This window comes from Pseudomonas sp. B414 (genome assembly GCF_055408445.1).
In genome coordinates this window covers 1-21,673 of record NZ_JBUZTQ010000004.1, presented here as the reverse complement: position 1 = coordinate 21,673, position 21,673 = coordinate 1, and the positions used below count along the sequence as shown (strand labels likewise).

The 21,673-nt window shown below is 58.7% G+C and carries 17 protein-coding genes; 16 read left to right on the top strand and 1 reads right to left on the bottom strand.

Translation table 11 applies throughout. The annotated features are described in order from the left end of the window. Positions 1 to 7 precede the first annotated feature (7 nt). From ACZRMH_RS04750 to gspM, 15 genes are all read left to right on the top strand, one after another. Positions 8 to 1,585 carry an AAA family ATPase gene (locus tag ACZRMH_RS04750; RefSeq protein ID WP_464012402.1) on the top strand — a complete coding sequence of 526 codons (1,578 nt, stop codon included), beginning with the start codon at positions 8 to 10 and terminating at the stop codon, positions 1,583 to 1,585. 332 nt (positions 1,586 to 1,917) lie between these two features. Further along, entirely contained in the window at positions 1,918 to 6,366 is a 4,449-nt protein-coding gene (gene gltB, locus ACZRMH_RS04745; protein WP_464012401.1) for a glutamate synthase large subunit, read from the top strand. Between the two features lie 33 nt (positions 6,367 to 6,399). Beyond that, positions 6,400 to 7,818, top strand: coding sequence for an FAD-dependent oxidoreductase (locus ACZRMH_RS04740; RefSeq protein ID WP_464012400.1), 1,419 nt, complete (start codon positions 6,400 to 6,402; stop codon positions 7,816 to 7,818). 253 nt (positions 7,819 to 8,071) lie between these two features. Beyond that, complete coding sequence (gene hemE / locus ACZRMH_RS04735) at positions 8,072 to 9,139, top strand: uroporphyrinogen decarboxylase (protein ID WP_464012399.1); 1,068 nt, start codon at positions 8,072 to 8,074, stop codon at positions 9,137 to 9,139. Between the two features lie 402 nt (positions 9,140 to 9,541). Then, positions 9,542 to 10,060, top strand: a complete 519-nt coding sequence (locus tag ACZRMH_RS04730) for a type II secretion system protein N (RefSeq protein ID WP_464012398.1) — start codon at positions 9,542 to 9,544, stop codon at positions 10,058 to 10,060. Between the two features lie 9 nt (positions 10,061 to 10,069). After that, positions 10,070 to 11,962, top strand: coding sequence for a type II secretion system secretin GspD (gspD, locus tag ACZRMH_RS04725; protein WP_464012397.1), 1,893 nt, complete (start codon positions 10,070 to 10,072; stop codon positions 11,960 to 11,962). Between the two features lie 5 nt (positions 11,963 to 11,967). Beyond that, positions 11,968 to 13,431 carry a type II secretion system ATPase GspE gene (gene gspE, locus ACZRMH_RS04720; RefSeq protein WP_464012591.1) on the top strand — a complete coding sequence of 488 codons (1,464 nt, stop codon included), beginning with the start codon at positions 11,968 to 11,970 and terminating at the stop codon, positions 13,429 to 13,431. A 2-nt stretch (positions 13,432 to 13,433) separates the two neighbouring features. Next, a complete protein-coding gene (gene gspF / locus ACZRMH_RS04715; RefSeq protein ID WP_464012396.1) occupies positions 13,434 to 14,645 on the top strand; it encodes a type II secretion system inner membrane protein GspF in 1,212 nt (403 codons plus the stop codon). A 3-nt stretch (positions 14,646 to 14,648) separates the two neighbouring features. Then, the gene (gene gspG, locus ACZRMH_RS04710; RefSeq protein WP_464012395.1) at positions 14,649 to 15,092 is read left to right on the top strand and encodes a type II secretion system major pseudopilin GspG; all 444 of its coding nucleotides are present in this window, start codon (positions 14,649 to 14,651) and stop codon (positions 15,090 to 15,092) included. 3 nt (positions 15,093 to 15,095) lie between these two features. Next, the gene (gene gspH, locus ACZRMH_RS04705; protein WP_464012394.1) at positions 15,096 to 15,584 is read left to right on the top strand and encodes a type II secretion system minor pseudopilin GspH; all 489 of its coding nucleotides are present in this window, start codon (positions 15,096 to 15,098) and stop codon (positions 15,582 to 15,584) included. Next, on the top strand, positions 15,574 to 15,942 hold the full coding sequence (gene gspI, locus ACZRMH_RS04700; protein WP_464012393.1) for a type II secretion system minor pseudopilin GspI: 369 nt from the start codon (positions 15,574 to 15,576) through the stop codon (positions 15,940 to 15,942). The genes gspH and gspI overlap by 11 nt, the downstream gene beginning before the upstream one ends. Beyond that, positions 15,935 to 16,495, top strand: a complete 561-nt coding sequence (gene gspJ / locus ACZRMH_RS04695; protein WP_464012392.1) for a type II secretion system minor pseudopilin GspJ — start codon at positions 15,935 to 15,937, stop codon at positions 16,493 to 16,495. Before gspI ends, gspJ begins: the two co-directional genes overlap by 8 nt. Then, on the top strand, positions 16,495 to 17,349 hold the full coding sequence (locus ACZRMH_RS04690) for a type II secretion system protein GspK (RefSeq protein ID WP_464012391.1): 855 nt from the start codon (positions 16,495 to 16,497) through the stop codon (positions 17,347 to 17,349). The genes gspJ and ACZRMH_RS04690 overlap by 1 nt, the downstream gene beginning before the upstream one ends. Continuing rightward, positions 17,349 to 18,440 (top strand): type II secretion system protein GspL, encoded by a 1,092-nt coding sequence (gspL, locus tag ACZRMH_RS04685; protein WP_464012390.1) that lies wholly within the window; start codon positions 17,349 to 17,351, stop codon positions 18,438 to 18,440. Before ACZRMH_RS04690 ends, gspL begins: the two co-directional genes overlap by 1 nt. Beyond that, positions 18,437 to 18,892 carry a type II secretion system protein GspM gene (gspM, locus tag ACZRMH_RS04680; RefSeq protein WP_464012389.1) on the top strand — a complete coding sequence of 152 codons (456 nt, stop codon included), beginning with the start codon at positions 18,437 to 18,439 and terminating at the stop codon, positions 18,890 to 18,892. Before gspL ends, gspM begins: the two co-directional genes overlap by 4 nt. 6 nt (positions 18,893 to 18,898) lie before the next feature. Here gspM and ACZRMH_RS04675 read toward each other — a convergent pair whose 3' ends face one another. Continuing rightward, entirely contained in the window at positions 18,899 to 20,158 is a 1,260-nt protein-coding gene (locus ACZRMH_RS04675; RefSeq protein ID WP_464012590.1) for an MFS transporter, read from the bottom strand. Positions 20,159 to 20,299: 141 nt separating this feature from the next. Here ACZRMH_RS04675 and ACZRMH_RS04670 point away from each other — a divergent pair, with 141 nt between their 5' ends. Continuing rightward, positions 20,300 to 21,196: a LysR family transcriptional regulator gene (locus ACZRMH_RS04670; RefSeq protein ID WP_464012388.1), complete on the top strand. Its 897-nt coding sequence runs from the start codon at positions 20,300 to 20,302 to the stop codon at positions 21,194 to 21,196. Positions 21,197 to 21,673: the final 477 nt, after the last annotated feature.

The window sequence follows — 21,673 nt, the reverse complement described above, 5'->3', positions numbered from 1 at the left end:
GATCCCGATGACTAGTTTGCATGCCGACGAGGCGTTCCTCGGTCACTTCCAGCTCAACCACGACCCCTTTGCACCTCGGGTCCCGGGCTTCAAGTTTTTCCCGGCCCAGCGCAAGCCGGTGCTGGGGCAGTTGCATCACCTTGCCCGCTACAGCCAGTTGCTGCTGGTAGTAACCGGGCCTGAGGGCAGCGGCAAGACCCTGCTGCGCCAGGCGCTGGTCGCGAGCACCAACAAACAGTCGGTACAGAGTGTCGTGGTTTCGGCGCGAGGGGCTGGCAATGCCGCCGGTATCCTGCAACAAGTGGCGCAGACGCTGAATGTGGCGCGCCCGGATGTCGGTTCCATTCTGGCCCAGGTGGTGCAGTTGGCGCTGACCGGGCAGGAAGTCTACTTGCTGGTCGATGATGCCGAGCAACTCGACGAGTCTGCGCTGCAAGCCTTGCTGGCGCTGGCGGCGGGTTCGCCTGAAGGCCGCCCGCATGTGTTCCTGTTCGGTGAGCCGTCAATGGTTGCCGGGCTTGAAGAGCTGAGCGCTGATGAAGAGCGCTTCCATGTGATCGACCTGCAGCCTTACACCCTCGAGGAGACTCGCGAATATCTGGCGCAGCGCCTTGAAGGTGCCGGTGCCGGAATCGAACTCTTTAGCGCGCAGCAGATCTCAGATATACACGAGAGCTCCGAAGGCTGGCCCGGGATTATCAACCAGGTCGCCCGCGATGCAATGATCGAAGCCATGATTGCCAGCCGCTCCGCGGTCAAGCGTCCAAGTATGGGGTTCAAGATGCCGAAGAAACACGTATTGGCCATTGGTGCAGTAGTGGTAGTGGCCGTCGCTGCTGCCGTTCTGATTCCGGGTCGCAGCAAGGCGCCTACGGCGCCGGGTACTGAGCAGACACAATTGGGCCAGGCCGCGCCGAACAGCGGTGGTCAGCCGTCGGTGGACTTTGCCGGTTCTTCGCAGCCGATGCCGTTGCCGCTGGTAGGGCAATCGCAGCCGGTCATGCGCGGCCCGCTGGCTGAAGCCGCCGGTGGTATCGCTGAAGGCGACGATGGCGGTGTGCCTGCGGTAGACGGTGGCGTCGCTTCACCTCCGACCGTAACCACCACCGCGCCTCCGGTAGGCGTGCCATCGGGCCCTGCACCTGTGGCAGCAGCGCGTCCAGCTCCGGCGCCAACGCCAGCACCAACCGTGGCTGCGGCCAAGCCTGCGCCGGTCGCCAAACCAGCTCCTGCCCCGGCAGCCAAGCCTGCGGTCAAGCCGGTCGAGAAACCGGTCACCCTGGCCAAGGCCGTACCGGGCGGCAGCTGGTATGCCAGCCAGCCGGCCAACAACTATGTGGTACAGATCGTCGGCACCAGCTCTGAAGCGTCTGCGCAAAATGTCGCTAAAGAGCTGGGTGGCGATGCTCGTTACTTCAAGAAAACCTTGAATGGCAAGCCGCTGTACGTTGTCACCTATGGCAACTACGCAAGCCATGCTGCAGCAACTGCAGCTATCAAGAACTTGCCAGCGAAGACGCAGGCTGGTAAACCTTGGCCTCGCACTGTCGCCAGCGTCCAAAAAGAGCTGGCTACAGCTCGCTGATGATCCGGCGACCTTACCCAGGTCGCCGTTCTTGCACATCAAATCCCTGCTTGTGCATGCGGGCTTTCAAAGCCGTGTGCCTTGTGGTGTCTGCGCCGCGCAGCAGTCGACATCAAAAATGTTTTGACTAGCACGAGCAATCGCTTTAAACCTTTCATAAATGCGACACGAACTTACGGTTAATCGCCGTTAAATTTGTGGGTCTTTGTGACGGTGTGTAAAATGACCACCCTTTTGCCCCTGCCAAGCTGGCGTACGTTCAGCGCGGGAAGCAAGTGGTTGAATTAAAAGAAATTTGCCCCTTTTTGGGGCAGCCTGGTGAGAAAGTGTCTATGAAAGCAGGTCTGTACCACCCCGATGAATTCAAGGATAACTGTGGTTTCGGCCTGATTGCCCATATGCAGGGCGAACCCAGTCATACCCTTCTGCAAACCGCCATTGAAGCCCTGACCTGCATGACCCACCGCGGTGGGATCAACGCAGACGGCAAGACCGGTGACGGTTGTGGCCTGCTGATTCAAAAGCCTGACCTGTTCTTGCGTGCAACCGCCAAGGAACAGTTCGGCATCGATTTGCCCAAGCAATACGCGGTCGGCATGGTGTTTTTCAACCAGGACCCGATCAAGGCCGAAGCGGCCCGCGCCAACATGAACAGCGAGATCCTCGCGGCGGGCCTGCAACTAGTGGGCTGGCGCAAGGTGCCGATCGATACCAGCGTCCTGGGGCGTCTGGCACTGGAGCGTTTGCCGCAGATCGAACAGGTGTTTATTGCAGGTGAGGGCCTGAGCGATCAGGACATGGCAATTAAACTGTTCAGCGCCCGCCGCCGTTCTTCGGTGAGCAACGCAGCTGACAGCGATCACTACATCTGCAGCTTTTCTCACAAGACCATTATTTATAAAGGCCTGATGATGCCGGCGGACCTCACCGCCTTTTATCCGGACCTGAGTGATGAGCGTCTGCAAACCGCGATCTGCGTGTTCCACCAGCGCTTCTCCACCAACACCCTGCCGAAATGGCCGCTGGCCCAGCCATTCCGCTTTCTCGCTCACAACGGCGAGATCAACACCATCACCGGCAACCGCAACTGGGCCCAGGCCCGTCGCACCAAGTTTGCCAACGACCTGATCGGCGACCTCGACGAGCTCGGCCCGCTGGTTAACCGCGTAGGTTCCGACTCCTCCAGCATGGACAACATGCTTGAGCTGATGGTCACCGGCGGCATCGACCTGTTCCGTGGCGTGCGCATGCTGATTCCACCGGCGTGGCAGAACGTTGAAACCATGGACCCCGATCTGCGGGCGTTCTATGAGTACAACTCCATGCACATGGAACCGTGGGACGGCCCGGCGGGCGTGGTAATGACCGACGGTCGATACGCAGTCTGCCTGCTCGACCGTAACGGCCTGCGCCCGGCGCGCTGGGTCACGACCACCAACGGCTATATCACCATCGCCTCGGAAATCGGCGTATGGGACTACAAGCCAGAAGACGTGATCGCCAAGGGCCGCGTTGGCCCTGGCCAGATTCTGGCCGTGGACACCGAAACCGGTCAGGTACTGGACACCGACTCCATCGACAACCGCCTGAAGTCGCGCCACCCGTACAAGCAGTGGCTGCGCAAGAATGCCCTGCGCATCCAGGCCACCATCGATGACAATGACCACGGTTCGGCGTTTTACGACGTTGATCAGCTCAAGCAATACATGAAGATGTACCAGGTCACGTTCGAAGAGCGCGACCAGGTGCTGCGCCCGCTGGGCGAGCAAGGTTACGAGGCCGTCGGTTCGATGGGTGATGACACGCCAATGGCCGTGCTGTCCCAGCGAGTGCGCACGCCGTACGACTACTTCCGCCAGCAGTTCGCGCAGGTTACCAACCCGCCGATCGACCCGCTGCGGGAAGCCATCGTCATGTCGCTGGAGATCTGCCTCGGTGCCGAGCGCAACATCTTCCAGGAATCGCCGGAGCACGCATCGCGTGTGATCCTCAGCTCGCCGGTTATCTCGCCCGCCAAATGGCGTTCGCTGATGAACCTCGACCTGCCGGGCTTTGAACGTCAGATCATCGACCTCAACTACGACGAGAGCGTCGGTCTTGAGGCCGCGGTGCGCAATATCGCCGACCAGGCCGAAGAAGCCGCACGCGCTGGGCGTACCCAGATCGTGCTGAGCGACCGTCATATCGCGCCGGGCAAGCTGCCGGTTCACGCCTCACTGGCCGTGGGCGCGGTGCACCATCGCCTCACCGAAAAAGGCCTGCGTTGCGACAGCAACATCCTGGTCGAAACCGCGACCGCCCGTGACCCGCATCACTTTGCCGTGCTGATCGGTTTCGGCGCCTCGGCGGTGTACCCGTTCCTGGCTTACGAAGTGCTGGGTGACCTGATCCGTACGGGTGAAGTGCTGGGCGACCTCTATGAGGTGTTCAAGAACTACCGCAAAGGCATCACCAAGGGCCTGCTCAAGATCCTCTCGAAGATGGGCATTTCGACTATTGCTTCGTACCGCGGTGCGCAGCTGTTCGAAGCCATCGGCTTGTCCGAAGAAATCTGTGAACTGAGCTTCCGTGGTGTGCCAAGCCGCATCAAGGGTGCTCGTTTCGTTGACCTGGAAGCCGAGCAAAAATTGCTCGCTGCCGAAGCCTGGAGTGCGCGCAAGCCGATCCAGCAAGGCGGTCTGCTCAAGTATGTGCACGGTGGCGAATACCACGCTTACAACCCGGACGTGGTGGCCACCCTGCAAGCCGCTGTGCAGCAGGGCGACTACAGCAAGTTCAAGGAATACACCGCACTGGTCGACAAGCGCCCGGTGTCGATGATCCGCGATCTGTTCAAGGTCAAGACCCTCGACACACCGCTGTGCATTGACGATATCGAACCGCTGGACTCGATCCTCAAGCGCTTCGACTCGGCCGGTATCTCCCTGGGCGCCCTGTCGCCAGAGGCTCACGAAGCCTTGGCCGAGGCCATGAACCGCTTGGGCGCACGCTCCAACTCCGGTGAAGGCGGCGAAGATCCGGCACGTTACGGCACCATCAAAAGCTCGAAAATCAAGCAAGTGGCCACGGGCCGTTTCGGCGTAACCCCGGAATACCTGGTCAACGCTGAAGTGCTGCAAATCAAGGTGGCCCAAGGCGCCAAGCCGGGTGAGGGCGGGCAACTGCCGGGTGGCAAGGTCAACGGCCTGATCGCCAAGCTGCGTTACGCCGTACCCGGCGTAACCCTGATTTCGCCACCGCCGCACCACGACATCTACTCCATCGAAGACTTGTCGCAGCTGATCTTTGACCTCAAACAGGTCAACCCGAAAGCGCTGGTATCGGTGAAGCTGGTAGCTGAAGCAGGTGTAGGCACCATCGCCGCAGGCGTGGCCAAGGCCTATGCCGACCTGATCACCATCTCCGGCTATGACGGCGGCACCGGTGCATCGCCGCTGACCTCGATCAAGTACGCGGGCGCACCGTGGGAACTGGGCCTGGCAGAAACCCACCAGACCCTGCGCGGAAACGACCTGCGCGGCAAGGTAAGGGTTCAGACCGACGGTGGCCTGAAAACCGGCCTCGACGTGATCAAGGCGGCGATCCTGGGCGCTGAAAGCTTCGGCTTCGGTACTGCACCGATGATCGCGCTGGGCTGCAAATACCTGCGTATTTGCCACCTCAACAACTGCGCCACCGGCGTTGCGACTCAAAACGAATCGCTGCGTAAAAATCACTACATCGGCACCGTCGACATGGTGGTCAACTTCTTCACCTACGTGGCCGAAGAAACCCGCGAGTGGCTGGCCAAGCTGGGCGTGCGCACCCTCGAAGAGCTGATCGGGCGTACCGACCTGCTGGAAATCCTCCAGGGTGAGACGGCCAAACAGCACAACCTCGACCTTACGCCACTGCTGGGCAGCGACCATATCCCGGCCGACAAGCCGCAGTTCTGCCAGGTAGAGCGCAACCCGCCATTCGACAAGGGGCTGCTGGCCGAGAAGATGCTCGACATGGCACGCTCGGCGATCAACGACATGAGCGGCGCCGAGTTCGACCTCGACATCTGCAACTGCGACCGTTCGATCGGTGCCCGTATCTCGGGCGAAATCGCCCGTACTCACGGCAACCAGGGCATGGCCAAGGCCCCGATCACCTTCCGCTTCAAAGGCACTGCCGGTCAGAGCTTTGGTGTGTGGAACGCCGGTGGTTTGAACATGTATCTGCAAGGCGATGCCAACGACTACGTGGGCAAAGGCATGACCGGCGGCAAGTTGGTTATCGTGCCGCCTGCAGGCAGCGTCTACAAAACCCAGGACAGCGCCATTGTCGGCAACACCTGCCTGTACGGCGCAACCGGCGGCAAGCTGTTTGCTGCTGGCACGGCGGGCGAGCGTTTCGCAGTGCGTAACTCCGGTGCCCACACCGTGGTGGAAGGCACTGGCGATCACTGCTGCGAATACATGACCGGCGGTTTTGTCTGCGTGCTGGGTAAAACCGGTTACAACTTCGGCTCGGGCATGACCGGTGGTTTCGCCTACGTGCTGGATCAGGACAACACGTTCGTCGACAAGGTTAACCACGAACTGGTGGAAATCCAGCGGATCAGTGGCGAAGCGATGGAGGCCTACCGCAATCATCTGCAACACGTGCTGGACGAATACGTTGAGGAAACCAACAGCGAGTGGGGTCGCAACCTCTCGGAAAACCTCGATGACTACCTGCGTCGGTTCTGGATGGTCAAGCCCAAGGCTGCCAGCTTGAAATCGTTGCTTTCCAGCATCCGTGCCAACCCGCAGTGATATGCGCCTGAAAAGTTTGATGAGGTTTTAACCATGGCTGAACGTCTGAGTAACGACTTCCAGTTCATCGATGTCGGGCGCAAAGATCCGAAGAAGAAACTGTTACGTCAACGCAAAAAAGAGTTCGTGGAAATCTACGAACCCTTCAAACCCCAGCAGTCGGCCGAGCAGGCCCACCGTTGCCTGGGTTGCGGCAATCCGTACTGTGAATGGAAATGCCCTGTGCATAACTTCATTCCCAACTGGCTCAAGCTGGTGGCCGAGGGCAATATCCTCGCCGCCGCCGAGCTGTCGCACCAGACCAACACTCTGCCCGAAGTCTGTGGCCGGGTGTGCCCGCAAGACCGTCTCTGCGAGGGTGCCTGCACCCTTAACGACGGTTTTGGTGCGGTGACCATTGGCTCGGTGGAGAAGTACATCACCGACACCGCGTTCGCCATGGGCTGGCGCCCGGACATGTCCAAAGTCGTACCGACCGGCAAACGTGTGGCAATTATCGGCGCGGGCCCTGCTGGCCTGGGCTGTGCCGACGTGCTGGTGCGGGGCGGCGTGACCCCGGTGGTGTTCGACAAAAACCCGGAAATCGGCGGTCTGCTGACCTTCGGCATTCCGGAGTTCAAGCTGGAAAAGACCGTACTGAGCCATCGTCGCGAAGTCTTTACCGGCATGGGTATCGAGTTCCGTCTCAATACCGAAATCGGTAAAGACATCAGCATGGAACAGCTGCTGGCCGAATACGACGCGGTGTTTATGGGCATGGGCACCTACACCTACATGAAAGGTGGCTTTGCAGGTGAAGACCTGCCGGGCGTGCACGATGCGCTGGACTTCCTGATTGCCAACGTCAACCGCAACCTGGGCTTTGAAAAGTCGCCGGAAGATTTCGTCGATATGAAGGGCAAAAAGATTGTGGTGCTGGGTGGCGGCGACACGGCCATGGACTGTAACCGGACTTCGATTCGCCAGGGCGCCAAATCGGTGACCTGTGCTTATCGTCGTGACGAAGCCAACATGCCGGGTTCGCGCAAAGAGGTGAAAAACGCCAAGGAAGAAGGGGTTAAGTTCCTCTACAACCGTCAGCCGATCGCCATTGTCGGTGAGGGCAAGGTTGAAGGCGTGAAAGTGGTCGAGACTCGTCTTGGTGAGCCGGATGCCCGTGGCCGTCGCAGCCCCGAGCCAATCCCGGGTTCTGAAGAGATCATCGCGGCAGACGCCGTGATCATTGCCTTTGGTTTCCGCCCGAGCCCGGCCTCGTGGTTTGACCAGTTCGAGATCCAGACTGACAGCCAGGGCCGCGTGATTGCGCCTGAGCAGTCGCAGTTCAAGCACCAGACCAGCCACCCGAAGATTTTTGCCGGTGGTGATATGGTGCGCGGTTCTGACCTGGTGGTGACCGCGATTTTCGAAGGCCGCACTGCGGCTGAAGGGATCATGGATTATCTGGGCGTCTGATCACTTCCCAAAACTGGAGTGCGTTCAACCTGTGGGAGCGGGCTTGCTCGCGATAGCGGTAGATCAGTCAGCCGAAATGTTGAATGTGAAGCCCTCATCGCGAGCAAGCTCGCTCCCACAGTTGTTTCGTGGTGTTGCTGAATGCGCTGTTACGGCGCGACAAATCGCCCCGATAGATAAAAGGCACGGCTCTTGCCGTGCCTTTTGCGTCCGTCTCTGAGAAAATGCCCCCACTTTTTTTCCGGATGCTGACATGACTGTTCTCAAGAATGACCGTTTCCTTCGCGCTTTGCTCAAGCAACCCGTAGACGTAACGCCGGTATGGATGATGCGTCAGGCCGGTCGCTACCTGCCGGAGTACCGCGCCAGCCGCGCCAAGGCCGGCGATTTCATGAGCTTGTGCAAGAATGCCGAATTCGCATGTGAAGTCACCATGCAGCCTCTGGACCGCTTCCCGCAGCTGGATGCGGCCATCCTCTTCTCCGACATCCTGACCATCCCCGATGCCATGGGCCAGGGCCTGTACTTCGAAACTGGCGAAGGTCCACGTTTCAAGAAAGTCGTCAGCACCCTGGCCGACATTGAAGCGCTGCCGATCCCTGATCCGCAAAAAGACCTCGGCTACGTGATGAACGCCGTCAGCACCATCCGCAAGGAACTGAACGGTCGCGTGCCGTTGATCGGCTTCTCCGGCAGCCCGTGGACCCTGGCCACTTATATGGTTGAAGGTGGCTCGTCCAAGGACTTCCGCAAAACCAAGGCCATGCTCTACGACACCCCCCAGGCCATGCACTTGCTCCTCGACAAGCTGGCGCAATCGGTGACTTCGTACCTTAACGGCCAGATCCTCGCCGGTGCGCAAGCGGTGCAGATCTTCGACACCTGGGGCGGCAACCTGTCGTCTGCGGCGTACCAGGAGTTCTCCCTGGCCTATATGCGCAAAATCGTCAGCGGCCTGATCCGCGAGCACGAAGGGCGCAAAGTGCCGGTCATTCTGTTCACCAAAAACGGCGGCCTGTGGCTGGAAAGCATTGCCGACGCCGGTGCTGATGCCCTGGGCCTGGACTGGACCTGCGACCTGGGCGAAGCCCGTCGTCGTGTCGGCAACAAGGTTGCGCTGCAAGGCAACATGGATCCGACCGTGCTCTACGCCAACCCGGAAGCGATCCGTACCGAGGTCAAGCGCATCCTGGCCAGCTACGGCAACGGTTCGGGCCATGTGTTCAACCTGGGCCATGGCATCACCCCGGAAGTGAAACCCGAACACGCGGGTGCTTTTATCAGCGCCGTGCATGAGTTCTCCGGGCAGTATCACGTTTAAAATTTTTAAGGTTTGTCCCTAACGCCCGGCTTATGCCGGGCGTTTTTGGTTTGGCTTAACTAACAAACAGGTTTTTAGTAAAAAATTTCTCTTACATAAAATTAAACAATTAAACAACCAGATCCCTCTGGCTTTAGTGAATGGGTATACAGCTACAGTTTGTTAGGGCTTTTCCTACATTAATACATAATTATTTAAGTAGAATTACTGTTTGTTGTTGAATCTTAGTGGTTGTTTTAAGTTTATTGATGCCTTGCAACTGTATGCAGTTGGGCTGCTATTTATTATTGGTTTTCAGTGTTTGTCTTATGGTGTTGGGCGTTGTTTTTTAGGTGCTTAGTTCGAGTTTTTTAACTGTTGGGATTTTTGCTGGCAACTGTAGAGCACATAGATGAAACAGTTATGAATATTTTAACAGTCGCGGCTTCACGCTACCTATGGGTTGTTTCTACAGTGCTTCTGATCGCCTATGGGGCCTGTCTGACCTGGCAGGAATGGCTGTTTCGTCAGTCTGTTGAGGTGCCGGTTTTTACGCCTCTGCAGACAAACCCTGAGCAAGCTCCCGCCAGTTTCAATCCGGACTCAATAGCGGCTGTGCTGGGGCTCTCTGCGGGCGAGGCACTTATACGAAGTGCTGAGCCACTGGAACTGCGCGCCAGTTTTGTCGCCAGCCAGGGGCAGTCACACGCGTTGCTGGATGACGGCGAGCAAGCAAGGTTTTACACCGTGGGCGAGCGTTTGCCCGGTGGCAGCGTGTTACGCCGGGTCGAAGTCTCCCATGTGGTGCTTTGGCGCAATGGCCGCGAAGAACACCTGGCGCTCAAGCCCGCAGCGCAGTACCTGTTGCCAGTTGCCAACTCATCCCTGCAAAAGGCTCAGGCAGCTTCCCTTCATCTGCGGCCCATTGCCGAACAACCTTAGAGAAACATCATGAATAGATCCAACCGGTTCGGCATCGGCGGCCGTATGCAGCAAGGCATCGTAATTTGCGCACTTTTGTGGTCAACCCTTGGGCTGGCCAATGGGCAGTTCTGGCGGTTGGCGATGAAGGATGCGCAACTGCGCGACGTGGTACAGGAAATGTCATCGGTACTCGGTACTACCGTGGTGCTCGACCCCCGGGTGGAAGGGCGTATCACAGTTATTTCCGAAGAACCCCTTAACCGGGAAGGTGTGCGCCGACTGTTTTATTCAGTACTGGATGCCAACGGGTTCTCCATCATCGATGAGGGTGATCGCTTATTGATCCTCCCGGCGTCCGAAGCTAAAACCAAGGCTGGCCGGCTTGATGCACAGGCTCAGAGCTTTACCACCCGGGTCATGGAACTCAATACCAGCGCGGCCGCCGACCTGGCAGGGCTTTTACGGCCGCTGGTATCGAGCAATGGCTATATCGGCCCCTCCGCCTCGGCCAATGCCCTGGTGATCACCGACACCGCGGCCAATACACAACGTATAGCCGAAATCGTACGCCAACTGGACGCAGGCTCACGCCACGGTCATTCGGTCGTGAGTCTGCGTCATGGCCTGGCCAGTGACATTGCCCAAGTGATGGAAAAATCCCTGGGCAAAAAAGAGGCCGAGCCGGGCCGCCAGGTGATTGCAGATCCCTCTGCAAATCGTTTGATCATTCTGGGCAGTGAGGCGGTACGTCAACGCCTGAGCCAACTGGCGCGCACACTGGATACACCCGCCAGGAGCCAGCCTGAAAACTCGCGTGTCATTCGCCTGCGTCACAGCGATGCAAAGCAGCTGGCGCAAGTTCTGGAAACCGTAGGCCAAGGCATGAAACAAGAGAGTGCAGCGGGTGGCGCGGCGCAAACGGCCTCGGCTCGCGAGGTCAAGGTGGCCGCGGATGAGAGCCAGAATGCTTTGGTAGTGATGGCTGACCCCGCACAGGTTCGCACATTGGAAAACATTGTGCGTCAACTGGACCAGCCGCGTTCGCAAGTACTGATCCATGCGGCCATTGTGGAAATATCCGGTGATATCTCCGACATGCTGGGTGTGCAGTGGAACATGAGCAAAGGCAGCGGGCAGGGTGCGATCACCTTTCCCGGCTCTGGCATTCTGATGGGGGCGCTGTCGAAAAATGACTCCAACCTGCCAGAAGGCGCGGTTTTGAAAGTTGGAGGTGATCGCTTTAATGCCCTGATATCGGCATTGGCCAGCGATACCAATAACAACGTTCTGTCCACTCCCAGTCTGTTGACGCTGGATAACCAGCAGGCCGAGATCCTGGTGGGGCAAAACGTGCCCTTCAAGACCGGTTCCTATGACGGCGGCTCCGATAAATCACAAAAACCGTTCACCACCGTCACACGCCAGGACATCGGTATCAGCCTCAAGATCAAGCCGTATATCAACGACGGCAGCTCTTTGCGGTTGGAAGTCGAGCAGGAGAACTCCGAGATTGCGCCTACGTTGCAAGGGATCGATTCCACCGATCTGATCACCAACAAACGCTCGCTCAAAAGCACCATTCTCGCTGAAGACGGCGAAATTATCGTGATTGGTGGTTTGATCAAGGACAGTGTGCGTACGCAAGTCAGTGGCGTGCCCTTGCTGCGCAGTATCCCGTACCTGGGCGCCCTGTTTCGCTGGAGCAAGGATACTCGCACCAAAACCAATCTGATGGTGTTCCTGCGCCCGACCATCGTGCGCAGCAAGAACGATATCCGTGAGATCAGCGAACATCGCTACAACAGCTTGCGGGACATGAGCCAGCCTGTATCCAGGGGCTCCGATGTGAAGCAGTTGCCCAACGATCCGCATCAGATGTTTGACGGTAAGTCGCAAAAGTCCGGGCAAGGTCGCCCGTGAGCCTGGTGCCCCTACGCTTGCCTTTCAGCTTTGCCCGCCGTTTTGGTGTGCTGCTGGACAGCGCTTCTTCGCCCGTGTGTGTACTGATCCGTCACGACACGCCCTTGACCGCCTTGGCTGAAGCCTGGCGCTGGCTAGGTGTGCAAGGGGTTGTGCAACAAGTGACGGACGAGCGTTTTAGCGAGCTGCTGACCAGCACTTACAGCGCCGGGCAAAGTGCTGCCGAGCAAGTGGCGCAAGGCCTGGACGAGGAGCTCGACCTGATGAGCCTGGCCGAGCAGGTACCGCAAACGGAGGACTTGCTCGAGCAGGAAGGGGATGCGCCCATCATCCGGTTGATCAATGCCCTGTTGCGTGAAGCCATGCGTGAGAAAGCGTCGGATGTGCACCTGGAAACGTTCGAGCATCATTTGTCCGTACGCATGCGCATTGACGGTCAACTGCGTGAAGTACTGCGGCCCAAACGCGAGCTGGCCAATTTGCTGGTGTCGCGGATCAAGGTTATGGCCCGCCTGGATATTGCCGAAAAACGTGTGCCACAGGATGGCCGCATCAGCTTGCGGCTGGCCGGGCATGAGGTTGATGTGCGGGTCTCGACCTTGCCTTCGGCCCACGGCGAGCGGGTGGTAATGCGCTTGCTCGACAAGCAGGCTGGCAGGTTGGACCTCCAGCGGCTGGGCATGCCAGCCCAAACCCTGAGCCGCTTTGAACAGATACTGGCGCGCCCCCATGGCATTTTTCTGGTCACCGGGCCTACCGGCTCTGGCAAGACCACCAGCCTGTATGCCGCACTCAGCCATCTGAATGATCAAACCCGCAACATCCTGACGGTCGAAGATCCGGTGGAGTACCACCTGCCGGGCATCGGCCAGACCCCGGTCAACACCAAGGTGGACATGACATTCGCCCGTGGGCTGCGGGCGATTCTGCGTCAGGATCCGGACGTGGTCATGGTCGGCGAAATTCGCGACCGGGAAACTGCCGAAATTGCCGTGCAAGCATCGCTTACCGGGCACCTGGTGTTGTCGACTTTGCATACCAACAGCGCTGTGGGGGCGGTGACACGTCTGGTCGATATGGGGGTCGATGCTTACTTGCTGGCATCGTCACTGGTAGGGGTGCTGGCCCAGCGCTTGCTGCGCACCCTGTGCCCCGATTGCAAAATCCCCTACAGCGCCGATCCGGCGTCCTGCGTCCGCCTCGGGATTGCCGCGCAGCCTGTACCGACCCTGTTCCGCGCCAACGGCTGCCAGCATTGCCAGCAGGGTTATCGCGGGCGCACCGGGATCTATGAACTGGTCAGCATCACTCCGGCCTTGGCAGGTTTGATTCACCAGGGGGCCAGTGAGCCGTTGTTGCTGCATGAGGCACGCAAAAGTGCTCCAGGCTTGTTTCAGGACGGCCAGCGTTTGGTGCTTGAAGGGCTGACCAGCATCGATGAACTGCTGCGCGTGACGCAGGAGGACTGAAAATGCCTACCTTCAACTATCGCGCCCAGGATGCCAACGGCCGTCATTGCCGTGGCCAGCAAGAGGCAGACAGTGCGCGTCATGCACGTCAGCTACTGCGTGAACGGGGCTTGCGACCCACCCTCCTGAGCGTCGCCAAAAGTGGCAACCCGGGGGTTCGCCACGCCCAGTCCGGCACCCGGCTCGGGGTGACAGACCTGGCCTTGTTGACGCGCCAGTTGTCGACGTTGATCCAGGCCGGTTTGCCCCTTGAAGAAGCCTTGGGCGCAGTGGCAGCGCAAAGTGAGAAACGTCTGCTCAGCAGCCTGTTGGCGGCAGTACGCAGCCGAGTGATCGAAGGTCATGCACTGGCCACGGCGCTGTCAGCTTTTCCCCGGGCGTTCCCCGAACTGTTTCGCGCCAGCGTGGCTGCCGGGGAGCGCAGCGGTTATCTGGGTCAGGTGCTTGAGGAGTTGGCCGACTACACCGAAGCGCGCCAACAGTCGCGCCAGAAGATCCAGTTGGCCATGGTGTACCCGCTGATCCTAATGTTTGCTTCGCTGGCCATCGTCGGTTTTTTGCTTGGTTATGTGGTGCCCGACGTGGTGAAAATCTTTATCAACAGTGGTCAGGCCTTGCCCTTTTTAACCCAGGCCATGATTGCCCTGAGCAATGGCCTGCGAACCTGGGGCTGGGTATTGCTGGTGCTGATGATTGCCTGTCTCGGTGCGGCGCGCTGGGCCTTGCGCCAGCCCCTCTTGAAGCTGCGCGGGCATGGGGTTTTGCTCAACTTGCCACTGCTGGGCAAGGTGCTGCGGGCGATGGAAGCGGCACGCTTTGCCAGCACCCTGGCGATTCTCGGCAAGAGTGCAGTGCCCTTGGTGGACGCGCTGCAAATCGCCGCCACGGTTATTACCAACCTCGCCATTCGCCAGCGCATGCTCGATGTCGCCCGCTCGGTACGCGAGGGCGGCACGCTGGCCCGCGGGTTGGAGCGCAGCGCAGATATCCCGCCAATGATGCTGCATCTGATTGCCAGTGGCGAGCGTGCCGGTGAGCTGGACAGCATGCTGGCGCGAGCCGCCGAGCAGCAGGAAAAAGCCCTCGCAGCGCGCATTGCCCTGGTGGTGAGCCTGTTCGAACCCTTCATGTTGGTGCTGATGGGCGGTGTTGTTCTGCTGATCGTCCTGGCCATCCTGCTGCCAATTCTTAGCCTCAACCAACTGGTGAATTGACCGATGAAAACACCCTCAAGATCTTCTCAACGCGGTTTCACCCTGATCGAAATCATGGTGGTGGTGGTGGTGATCATTGGCGTGCTGGGCGCCATTGTGGTGCCGCAGTTTATGAGCCGCCCGGATCAGGCCAAGGTCACGGCGGCCCGTACCGATATTCAAGCCATTTCCACTGCCCTTGAAATGTATCGCCTGGACACGTTCACCTACCCCTCGACGCAACAGGGGCTGCAAGCGCTGATCAAGCGCCCGACAGGTACCCCCGTGGTTAAAAACTGGAACCCTCAGGGCTACTTGAAAAGCCTGCCGGTTGATCCTTGGGGAACAGCCTATCAGTACCTCAGCCCAGGACCTCATTCGGCCGGGTTTGACCTGTATTCCCTGGGTTCGGACGGTGTACCCGGTGGTGAAGGGCATGGTGCCGATATCGGCAATTGGGCGCCCTGATATATGCGTCGTGACGCGGCAGGTTTCACCTTGATCGAGTTGATGGTGGTCATCGTGCTTATCGGCGTACTCGCTTCGATGGTGCACATCAGTCTGGGTGACAACACGGCCCGCCATGCCCGTCAGGAAGCTGATTTATTGCTGCGCTTGATGCTCGGGATCCGCGAAAGGGCTGTGCTCGACGTGCAGGAATATGGGGTGCAACTGCAGCCCGAGGCTTACCAACTGATGCGCCTTGAAGATGGCCGCTGGCAACCTGTCGAGGCGCGGGTGCAATTGCCTCACGGGCTGGTGCTGGCATTAACCCTTGAGGGTCGCGATCAACCCCTGGCCGGGCGTGTGGAAACGCCACAACTTTTGTGGTTGAGCAGTGATGAAAGTACCGCTTTCAGATTGCACTTCGACAGCCCGGCGCAACGCTGGTTGAGCATTGAAAGTGATGGTCTGGCAGAGCCGTTTATCGTGATGCCGCAGGTGCCCAATGAAAGCTGAAAGAGGCTTTACGTTGCTGGAGATCATGGTCGCCCTTGCCGTGTTCGCCACTCTGTCAGCTGCATTGCTGTCAGCCAGTCAATTTGTCCTGCAGCAAAGCGCCCGTGTTGAAAACCGGCTGTTTGCCGCGTGGCTGGCCGACAACCAGCTCAGCGAATTGCAACTTGGCCTGGCTCCCTTGACCCTTGGTCAACGCTCGCAAACGTCGCGTTTTGCGCAACGGGACTGGCGCTTGAACCAGCGCATCGTGCGTGAGCCTAAAACCAGTCTTTATCGGGTCGAGCTGAGTGTCAGCCTGGCGGATAGCGAGCAGCCTGTTCACAGCCTTACCCACTGGATCAAGGCTCGCCATGACTAAAGCTCAAACCGGGTTTACCCTGCTGGAACTGGTGATTGCCATTGCGATATTTGCGCTATTGGGCATCGGTTGCTGGCGCCTGTTTGATGGAGTGATGCGCACCGAGCGTGCCAGCAGCGCTCATGAGCAGGCGCTGCGCAGCTTGCAGCGGGCTGTCGCACTTATCGAGCGTGATGTGCTTCAGGTGCAAACCTCGGTCAAATTACCGGGGCTGGCGCTGTCCCAAAACGAACTCAACATACGCCGTGGCAATTGGCGTAACCCGTTGGGGCAGCCACGCAGTGAGCTGCAAGATATCAGCTACACACTCGAAAATGGCGTGCTCTGGCGTTACAGCCGCGAGCAGGACAGCGCACAGGTGCAAAAGCAAAAACTGCTGAGTGACGTGCGCAGTTTAAGCTGGCGTTTGTTTGAGGATAAAACTGGCTGGCGCAGTGACTGGCCTGCCGGCAAGGCGGCCCCTGAAATCGGCCCAAGAGCGTTGGAAGTGCAGTTGTCTGTGGGCCGTTTTGAGCACATTCGTCGCGTCCTGTTGTTACCGGAGGGCGCGTGATGCCCCGATCCCAGCAAGGCGTGGCACTGATTACCGTACTACTGGTCACCAGCCTTGCGCTGCTGATTACCGCTGGCATGTTGCGTGGTCAGCGGCTGGCCCTGCACAGCAGTGCCCAGCAGATCCATCAGTTGCAACTGCGTCAGTCAGGTTTTGCCGGTGAAGCCTGGGCGCTTGATCATCTACGTGAGGTGGGTGGTGATCCTCAAAGCCCGTTGGCTCCGGGGCAAGCGTGGGCCAAGGGGCAGCCGCCGATGCAGCTCGACAATGGCCAGCTTGAAGTGCACATCGAGGACTTGGCCGGGCGTTTCAATATCACCCCTTTGTTCGCCAGCGATTCAGCCGAGGGGGTCATGAGCCAGCGCTGGTTGCGTCTACAAAATTTGCTCGGAGTGACACCGGTAGAGGCAAAAGTACTGCAAGGGTTGAACTTGGGTGATATCAGCCAGTTGCGCAAGGTGCCGGGTATCGATGCTCACTGGTATACGCGCATGCAGCCGTGGATTGTTCTGCTGGGCAATGACGCCGTACTCAACATCAACACAGCCTCCGACACACTATTGGCAACTCTGGAGGGAGTTACCCCGCAACTTGCCAAGCGCCTGGTCGCCGCACGGCCCCTTCAGGGCTATGCGAGCGTTCAGGACTTCACCTTCACCCCGGCGCTGATTGGCTTGGGCATCAATAACAAGGGTCTGGGCATCAACAGCCGCTGGCTACGCATCAGCACCGAGGTGCGTTTGGGGCAAAGTCGTTTACGCCTTGAAAGTGATGTGGCCCGTGATCCGCAAACCGGCCAGTGGCGTCTTTTGCAGCGGCGCTTTTTAACCCCCACACACAGCGAGTCCTCTTGATGAACAGCTGGCTCTACCTTAGTGCCCCTCAAGACGGTGAAGCCGATTTGAGCAATGCCTGCGTGAGTTTCTGGCACGCTGATCTTGTGTTGCACAACACTTGCTTGAGTCAGGCCTGTGAGGCGCTTCAAGGGCGCGCAGTCAACCTGATATTGCCCATGCAAGTGTGCAGCTGGCTGCTCACCGAGCCGTGGCCGGGCCGCCGTACACCCACAGTGCAAGCCTTGGCCTATGCAATCGAAGACCAACTGGCTGATGACCTTGAACATTTGCACCTGGCTGTTGGGGCCAAAGATGATCAGCAGCGCTACCCGTTGCTGATCATCCGTAAGCAGTGGCTCAAGGACGTATTGGCACATCTTCGCGCCTCGGGTTTGAACATTATCAATGCGCATGCAGATGCAGATTTGCTGACCGGTGATCAGCCCTGCGCAGCCTGGTGGGACGAGCGCTGGATTATCGGTGCGGCACTGGATGCCCGCCTCGCGGTGCCACCCCATACCCTTGAGGTGATCAAGGCCAGGTTGCCTGCGCAAATGGCATGGCACCGAGAGTCTGTTGCGCAGCGCCTGAGCTGCACCACGAGTTCGGCCATCAACCTGCTGCAAGGTGAATTTCGCCTTACAACACGGCACCTGCCCTGGCGCGGGGTCAGTGTTGCGCTGCTGCTTGCGTTGGCGTTGGCGCCGGGTTTCAGTCACCTGCGCAGCGATTATCTGGAACATCAGGCAGCGCAGCTATATGCCCAAAGTGAGCAGCGATTCAAAGCCCTGTACCCGGAGCAAACCCGCATCGTCGATCTGTCGGCGCAACTAAAAGCCATGCAGCAAGGTTCGCTAGCAAGCGCTGGCCATTTGCAGCGTCTGCACCAATTGACCGAGCAAGTGGTGGGTGCCAGCAGTGTTGAGGTGCAGCGCATGGAGTGGCGCGCCGGCACCGGTTGGGCCTTGAACATCACGGCCAGCAGCTTTGCCGAGCTTGAGCAGTTGCGAGCGCGTGGCGAGCAGGGTGCGCTGGCAATCACGCTGAGCAATGCCAGCCAGCAGGGCAATCGGGTACACGCAATACTGACACTGGAGGATGTTCTATGAAGGCTCGTCTATCTGATCGTTGGCGCCAACTGGCACTCAGGGAGCGTCAGTTGTGCGGGGCTCTGGTGTTTTTTTTGCTGATCGTCTTTGGCTTCTATGGTCTGTGGCAACCGGCACAGCAGCGTCTGCAGGGCGCGCAAACGCTCTATCTCAAGCGCCTGGCTGAAGCAGGCGAGTTGCAGCGAGCCGAGCCCGTGCAAGCCCTTAAAACGTTCAAACAGCCGCTGACCACGCGCCTTAGCGAAGGCGCCGCCAGCGCGGGGCTTGATGTACAACAATTTGAAGTGCAAGCCGAGGTGATACGCCTCACCTTGAGCGGTGAGGCGGGTGCTTTACTGACCTGGCTTGACGGGGTTGAACAGGATGGCGCGTCATTCCAGAGCCTGGCCCTGGAAAAACGCGAGCAACACCTTGAAGCCCGATTAGTGATCAATAGCCCGGCAAGGCTATGAGCCTGATCAAGGTTTTTTGCTATTGCCCGCCAGCACCGGCAACCTGGCCAGGTGCAATGCCACCAACAGCGCGATCACCAGCAAACCACCGATAAACAGGCCGATACCATTCCAGCCCGCCAAGTGCCAGAACACCCCGCCCAAGGTCCCGGCCACGCTGGAACCTGCGTAATAACTGAACAGGTACAACGATGAAGCCTGCCCCTTGGCTTTGGTGGCGCGGCGGCCAATCCAGCTGCTAGCCACCGAATGCGCGCCGAAAAAGCCGAAGGTGAACAGCAACATGCCAATCACCACGAACGCGATGGGTTCGAGCATGGTCAGCGCGATACCCGCCAGCATCAGCACAATCACCGCCCACAACACTTTGCGCCGGCCCAGCTTGTCAGCCAGTGCGCCGATCTGCGCCGAGCTGTAGATACCTGACAGATAAACAATCGACAGCAATCCGACCACAGCCTGATTCATGTTGTACGGGTCGGCCAGCAGGCGGTAGCCAATATAGTTGAACAGCGTCACGAAGCTGCCCATCAGCAGGAACGCTTCCAGAAACAGCCACGGCAAACCGGCATCGCGAAAGTGCATGGTGAAGCCATCGAGCAGGCTGCGCGGGTTCATGGCCCGTGGGCGGAAGTTGCGCGATTCGGGCAGGATCTTCACAAACACCATGGCCGCCGCCAGTGCCAGGCCACCGATCACCAGCATCGCCGTGTGCCAGCTGACAAAGTCGATCAACACACCGGTGATCAAACGCCCGCTCATGCCACCAATGGCGTTGCCGCCGATATACAAGCCCATGGCCAGGCCGATGTGCTGCGGATGGATCTCTTCACTCAAATAGGTCATCGCCACTGCGGCCAGACCGCTGAGGGACAAACCCACCAGCGCCCGGGTCACCAGCACCCCTTCCCAGGTCGGCATCATTGCGCTGAGCAAGGTAAAAGCCGCAGCCGAAAACAGTGCAAATACCATCACCGGCTTGCGCCCGAAGGCATCGGAAATTGGCCCGGTAATCAGCAGACCGATAGCCAGCATCGCTGTGGCCACCGACAGAATCAAGCTGCTCTGCGCTGCATTGATCCCGTACTCATGGGACAACACCGGCATCATCGGCTGCACACAGTACAACAGCGCAAAGGTCGCAAAGCCCCCCGAGAACAAGGCCAGCACCGTGCGCATAAACATCGGCGTGCCTTTTTCGATAAATACGTCATTGAGTTGCGCGACAACATCATCCAGCGCCGAAGGCGGGATTTCGTGGGCCAGGGGTGCAGCAGCAGTTTTCACGGGGGGCCTCAAAAAAGCGTAAAGCCGAACGGCAATGGCAAAAGAATATAGGCGGCTAACGATTCTTTCCAATATATTGTTCGACCTGTTTGATAGGTTTTACGACCTAATGGAGGTTGTATGGAACTGCGCCATTTGCGCTACTTCATTGCCGTCGCCGAAGAGCTGCACTTTGGCCGCGCCGCCCAGCTGCTGGGCATCTCGCAACCGCCGCTGAGCCAGCAAATACAGGCACTGGAGCAGGAATTGGGAGCGAGGTTGTTTGATCGCACCAACCGCCGTGTTGAACTCAGCGAAGCGGGACGATTGTTTCTGGAAGAGGCCAGATTAGTACTGGCTCAGGTCGACAAGGCCGCCGATGTGGCACGGCGTGCGCAATTGGGGGAACTGGGCGAATTGAAGATCGGCTTCACCTCATCGGCGCCGTTCAACTCCAGTATTCCCCAGGCGATTTTTGCGTTTCGTCAGGCGTTCCCGGCGGTGCATTTGAACCTCAAGGAAATGAGCAGCCGTGATGTGGCAGAAGGGTTGGTGGATGAAAGTATTGAAGTCGGGATCATGCGTCCGTTGGTGTTGCCTGAGTCGTTGAGCGTGGTGGAGTTGTTTCGAGAGCCGCTGGTGGCGGTGATTCGCGCCGATCACCCGTTGGCAGAAGGCAGCGAACAGGGGCTGCAACTGGCCGCGTTGGCGGACGAGCCGTTTGTGTTCTTCCCGCGCAGTTATGGCAGCGGCTTGTATGCGCAGTTTCTGAGCCTGGCGCGGGAGGCGGGGTTCAGCCCGCATATCTCGCAGGAGGCGGGGGAGGCCATGACCATTATCGGGCTGGTGTCGGCGGGCTTGGGCGTGTCGGTGCTACCGGCGTCATTCCAGCATATGCGCATCAAGGGCGTGGTGTACCGGCCGCTGCTTGACCCGGACGCCAACACCGCCGTGTGGCTGGTGCAGCGCAAAGGCAGCAACTCGCCGATGGCGAATGCGTTTGCGGATTTGCTGACGCGTAAAACTGTTAGGGCGTAGCAAGAGCTGTGCCTTTCATGAGGTTGCGCATACGTATTGGTTTCTTACAAAAGTATGCCGGGTTATGTTCGCAAGTTGTGCAAAGTTGGCGTTAAGTTAGCCTCCTCTCTCGAGGTGGAACTTGATTATGAAAACGACTCGTTACATTTTTTCAATCGCGCTGGCTGTATCAGTCTCGGGGTGTGGAACTATTAATACTGTACTGCGTGGGGATGAAGTAACGCGCAGCAATCTTAAAAAGTGGGGCACATACTGTGATTCTCTTCCCCGGGTTTACAGCGGTGTGTTTTACAATTTGTGTATTCTGCATGGCCCAGCTGACACCGTAGTAAAGGACCTTACCTCGCCATTGTTGTTTCCAATCCCTATTATTGACTCGGCGGCCGCGAAAACTGAGTGCAACACCTGACCTTTCCGGTACGGTGCTGCCCCTATGTCCTATTCCGAACTCAGCGTTGAAGAGCGCGCGATCATTCA